6 protein-coding genes and 1 tRNA gene are annotated in these 4,760 nt (G+C 68.6%); 1 reads left to right on the forward strand and 6 read right to left on the reverse strand.

Annotated elements, in window-relative coordinates:
• From Q0M60_RS13195 to Q0M60_RS13220, 6 genes are all read right to left on the reverse strand, one after another.
• On the reverse strand, positions 1-933 hold a 933-nt coding region (locus Q0M60_RS13195), incomplete at its 3' end, for an IMP dehydrogenase (RefSeq protein ID WP_296820321.1).
• A 110-nt stretch (positions 934-1,043) separates the two neighbouring features.
• Entirely contained in the window at positions 1,044-1,619 is a 576-nt protein-coding gene (gene nusG, locus Q0M60_RS13200; protein WP_296820323.1) for a transcription termination/antitermination protein NusG, read from the reverse strand.
• A gap of 13 nt (positions 1,620-1,632) precedes the next feature.
• Positions 1,633-1,890 carry a preprotein translocase subunit SecE gene (gene secE, locus Q0M60_RS13205; protein WP_296820325.1) on the reverse strand — a complete coding sequence of 86 codons (258 nt, stop codon included), beginning with the start codon at positions 1,888-1,890 and terminating at the stop codon, positions 1,633-1,635.
• Positions 1,891-1,951: 61 nt separating this feature from the next.
• A tRNA-Trp gene (locus Q0M60_RS13210) sits at positions 1,952-2,027 on the reverse strand.
• A 137-nt stretch (positions 2,028-2,164) separates the two neighbouring features.
• Positions 2,165-2,776, reverse strand: coding sequence for a DJ-1/PfpI family protein (locus Q0M60_RS13215; protein ID WP_296820327.1), 612 nt, complete (start codon positions 2,774-2,776; stop codon positions 2,165-2,167).
• On the reverse strand, positions 2,773-3,546 hold the full coding sequence (locus tag Q0M60_RS13220) for a hypothetical protein (RefSeq protein ID WP_296820329.1): 774 nt from the start codon (positions 3,544-3,546) through the stop codon (positions 2,773-2,775). The genes Q0M60_RS13215 and Q0M60_RS13220 overlap by 4 nt, the downstream gene beginning before the upstream one ends.
• 62 nt (positions 3,547-3,608) lie before the next feature.
• On the opposite strand from Q0M60_RS13220, the gene trmFO reads away from it, so the two are divergent.
• A partial coding sequence (trmFO, locus tag Q0M60_RS13225; protein ID WP_296820332.1) for a methylenetetrahydrofolate--tRNA-(uracil(54)-C(5))-methyltransferase (FADH(2)-oxidizing) TrmFO occupies positions 3,609-4,760 on the forward strand: 1,152 nt, incomplete at its 3' end.

The following is a 4,760-nucleotide window of genomic DNA, read 5'->3' on the forward strand; positions in this document are numbered from 1 at the left end:
GACGCCCGCGACGATCCGGGTCGTGCAGATGCTGCCGGGGCCAATGCCCACCTTCACCGCATCCGCGCCCGCATCGATCAGGGCGCGCGCCGCATCGTAGGTGGCGATGTTGCCGGCCACGATCTGAAGCCGGTTGTTCTCCCGCTTGATGCGCTCGACCACCTTGGGGACCTGGGCCGAGTGTCCGTGGGCCGTGTCGATCACCACGACGTCCGCGCCCGCCTCGGCCAAGGCCATCGCCCGCTCGTACCCGGCGTCGCCGACGGTCGACGCCGCCCCGACCAGCAGCCCGCCCTGGTCGTCCTTGGCGGCGTTCGGGAAGGCCTGGGCCTTCTCGATGTCCTTCATGGTGATCAGGCCCACGGCCCGATAGTCCTCGTCAACGACGATAACCCGCTCGATCTTGCGGGTGCGCAGCAGTTCGCGCGCCTCGTCGCGGCCAGCGCCCTCACGCACAGTGACCAGGTCGCCCGTGGTCATCAGCTCGGCGGCCTTGCGGTTCGCGTCGCCCTCGAAGCGCATGTCGCGGTTGGTCAGCATGCCGACCAGCCGCCGGGTGGCCGGGTCCACGACCGGGAAGCCCGAGATGTTGCGCGCCGCCACGATCTCGCGGACCTCGCCGAGCGTGGTCTCCGGCGTGACGGTCACCGGATTGACCACCATGCCGCTTTCGTAGCGCTTCACCTGCCGGACCTGGTCGGCCTGTTCCTCGACGGACAGGTTCCGGTGCAGCACGCCGAGCCCCCCGGCCTGGGCCATGGCGATGGCCAGCCGCGCCTCAGTCACCGTGTCCATGGCGGACGACAGCAGGGGGATGTTCAGGCGGATTTCCCGCGTCAGCCGCGTCGCCACGTCAACCTGGGTCGGCATGACCTCGGACGGGCCGGGTTCCAGCAAAACATCGTCGAAGGTGAGCCCTTCGCGAATCTCCATGAGACTCTCCGTTTTGCGGGCGGGCTATGACCGACGCAGGCGCGCGGCGCAAGGCCCGCGCCGCGCGTTGTGTCGAAAGTCGCGATAGCGTGGCGCGAACGCCCGCCGGATCAGCCCGCGGTCTTCTCGACCTGGTCGTATTCCAGTTCGACCGGCGTGGCGCGGCCGAAGATGGAGACCGAGACGTGCAGGCGGGCGCGGTCCTCGTCGACGCTCTCGACGACGCCGTCGAAGCTGGCGAACGGACCGTCGGTGACCTTGACGGTCTCGCCGATGTCGAAGCGGATCGTCGGCTTCGGACGCTCGGCGCCCTCCTCCACGGCGCCCACGATGCGCTGGATTTCCTTTTCGGAGACCGGCATCGGCTTGGAGCCCGAGCCCAGGAAGCCCGTGACCTTCGGCGTGTTCTTGATGAGGTGGAAGACCTGGTCCGACAGGTCCATCTTCACCAGCACGTAGCCCGGGAAGAACTTGCGCTCGGTGTTGACCTTGCGGCCGCGGCGGATCTCCACGACGTCCTCGGTGGGAACCAGGATGTCGCTGATGCTGTCGGCCAGACCCTGGGTGCGGGCCTGCTCGCGGATGGTCTCGGCCACCTTCTTCTCGAAGTTCGAGTAGGCGTGGACGATGTACCACTTGTGGTTCGGATTGGAGGCCGGCTTGGCCTCGACGCTGGCGTCGGTCATGGCGGGCTCCCTTTTAGCGGCCGATCTGGATGAGCTGGTTGGCGCCCAGCGCCATGACCAGATCCACCACCCAGAAGAACAGGGTGGCCAGAGCCACCATGATGAAGACCATCACCGAGGTGATCCAGGTCTCCTTGCGGCTCGGCCAGGTGATCTTGCGACCCTCGGCGCGCACCTGGCTGAAGAACTGGAACGGGGAGATGCGCTTCCGGGGAGCCTCGGCCTCGACGGCCGTTCCCTGAACGACGGCGGCGCCGCCCTGTCCCATCATTTGTCCCCCGCGTTTACCGGAGGATTTCGGCCTGGCCATCAGATACCCGTCTTCGTGAAAGTGGCAGGAGTGGAGGGACTCGAACCCCCGGCCCTCGGTTTTGGAGACCGATGCTCTACCAACTGAGCTACACTCCTAGACCGCGGAGCTTCCAAGATAGGAAGCCCTACGTCCCGGACAAAGAACAGCGCGCCGAAGGTGACCCTCGGCGCGCGCGGCCTTACGCCGGAGCCGCGCGATGTAGCAGGCGCCGCTTTGGGCGGCAAGCGTTCCGCTAGCTCTTCCAGATGGATCCCAGCTCCGTGCCGAGGGCCTCGAACTCGCCCCGGGTCATGTTCCAGTAGCCGACCACCTCGGCGTTCTTTTCCGGATGCAGCAGGGCCGCGCAGGCGACCGCGAAGCTGGACGGCGCAGACCCCGGGGCGGTGGCCACCACTCCGTCCGAGACGGCATGGGCCACGTCGCGATAGTACGCTTCGCCGGCGTAGGACGGCGCGTTCTCCGACAGGAAAGGCCCAGAGTTGGAAGTATGTGGACGGCCATCGAGAACACCCGCCCGGGCCAGCGCTAGAGTGCCGGCGCAGATGGCGGCGATGGGACCGCCGGCGTCCGCGCGCGCCCTTAGCCGGTTGTTCAGGGCGGCGTCGTCGAAACGCATCCAGGCGTCCGAACCGATAAGGATGACGAGGGAGGCCTCTTTCAGGTCGGCGGTGTCATAACCCGTGTCCACGTCGATCAGCACGCCGCCCATGGTGTGAACCGACTTGCCGTCGGGGCTGGCGGTCTTGATGGCCGCGCCGAAGTACTCCTTCAGGACCGGCAGAACCGGCCCCATCTCCCAATCGGCGGCGCCGGGCTGGAGCAGAACGACAACAGTTTCGGTCACTTGGCGACTCCCTCGGGGGCGGTCTGGCGGAACATGGCCGTGGCATAGCCGACCAACAGGGGCGCCTGAACCCCCGCCAGCACGAGCGCCCAGACCCCATCGACCCAGTCGGCCTCCGGCGCGCCCAGCAACGCCCAGCTGACCAGAGCAAACGACGGCGCCAGCATCACCATCAGGCCGGCCATCGGCCGCAGACCCGAGCCGCGTGTCCACTTGAGCGCCGCCAGGGAGACGACCTGACCCGTCGCCAGCGTGGCCGGTCCTGCGGGCAGGACGCGCGCCCACAGGCTCAGGAGAACCATCACGGTGGCGATCTCGAGCGCCAGAACGACCCACATGCGCCAGCCGGGCTGGGTAGCCGACGCCTGGGCTACGACGGCGAAATCCGCACCGCCGCCAAAGCCGGTCGCCCCCGCGACCGCCAGCAGGACCAGGCCCAGCACCAGCGCGACCAGGACGAGAAACAGACCGCTGAGCGCGATTGACGCCAGCAGACGCGCCTCGTCACGGTCGAGGCGGAGACCGACCGGCGGGGCCGTCCGGCCGAGCGCTGCGCGCGTCAGACCGGCGATCCCGACCACGCCGGCGGCAAGTTGAGCCACCATGATCAGCAGGGCGACGCCCAGCCCTATCGTCCGCTCGGCCAGCAGGGTGGGGACGAGCATCGACAGGGCGATCAGCACCGCCGCCGCGGGCGCACGCCTGACCGCGGTCACGGCAAGACGGAGGCCGTCGGGCAGCGCCTGGCGCAGGCTCAGGGGTGAAGACATCTCAGATCCATCCCGCGGATCGAGGACTCGACCCGGCGCGGAAACCTCCTAAACAGCCGCGCATGACTGTGAAACCCGTTCATGTGATCGGCGGCGGCCTCGCCGGCTCCGAAGCCGCCTGGCAGATCGCCCAGGCCGGCGTGCCCGTCGTGCTGCACGAGATGCGCCGCGCCGGCGTCAAGACCGACGCCCACCACACCGACGGCCTGGCCGAGCTGGTCTGCTCCAACTCCTTCCGGTCCGACGACTGGGAGTACAACGCGGTCGGCCTGTTGCACGCCGAGATGCGGCTGCTCGGCAGCCTGATCATGGCTTGCGGCGACGCCAACCAGGTGCCGGCCGGCGGCGCGCTGGCCGTGGACCGCGACGGCTTCTCCAACGCCGTGACCGAGCGGCTTCTGGCCCATCCGCTGGTGACCGTCGTCGGCGAGGAGATCGCCGGCCTGCCGCCGGAGGACTGGGACAACGTCATCGTCGCCACGGGGCCGCTCACCTCCCCGGCCCTGGCCGACGCCATCCTGAAGCTGACGGGCGAGGAGAGCCTGAGCTTCTTCGACGCCATCGCGCCGATCGTCCATGCGGACTCGATCGACTTCGACATCGCCTGGCGTCAGTCGCGCTACGACAAGGCCGGCCCGGGCGGCGATGCCGCCGCCTACGTCAACTGCCCGATGACCAAGGACCAGTACGAGGCCTTCATCGACGCCCTGCTGGCGGGCCCCAAGGCCGAGTTCAAGGACTGGGAGAATGTCCCCTATTTCGATGGCTGCCTGCCCATCGAGGTGATGGCCGAGCGGGGCCGCGAGACCCTGCGCCACGGCCCGATGAAGCCGGTCGGCCTGACCAATCCCCGCGACCCGACGGTCAAGCCGCACGCCATCGTCCAGCTGCGCCAGGACAATGCGCTGGGCACCCTCTTCAATATGGTCGGCTTCCAGACCAAGCTGAAGCACGGGGCGCAGGCTGAGGTATTCCGGATGATCCCGGGCCTGCAGGACGCCCAGTTCGCGCGGCTGGGCGGCCTGCACCGCAACACTTTCCTGAACAGCCCGAAGCTGCTGGATCGCCAGCTGCGCATGAAGGCCATGCCGCGCTTGCGTTTCGCGGGCCAGGTCACGGGCGTCGAAGGCTATGTCGAATCCGCCGCCATGGGCCTCCTCACCGGCCGCCTCGCCGCCGCCCAGGCGCTCGGCAAAGAGCTCGCTCCGCCGCCG

Source organism: Brevundimonas sp. (genome assembly GCF_024711105.1).
Classification (GTDB): Bacteria; Pseudomonadota; Alphaproteobacteria; order Caulobacterales; family Caulobacteraceae; genus Brevundimonas.

What these genes read in the sequence shown, in the direction of transcription:
- nusG (WP_296820323.1), bottom strand. Translation starts at nt 1,619, where the DNA reads ATGACCGACGCCAGCGTCGAGGCCAAGCCGGCCTCCAATCCGAACCAC.
- secE (WP_296820325.1), bottom strand. Translation starts at nt 1,890, where the DNA reads ATGATGGGACAGGGCGGCGCCGCCGTCGTTCAGGGAACGGCCGTCGAG.
- Q0M60_RS13220 (WP_296820329.1), bottom strand. Translation starts at nt 3,546, where the DNA reads ATGTCTTCACCCCTGAGCCTGCGCCAGGCGCTGCCCGACGGCCTCCGT.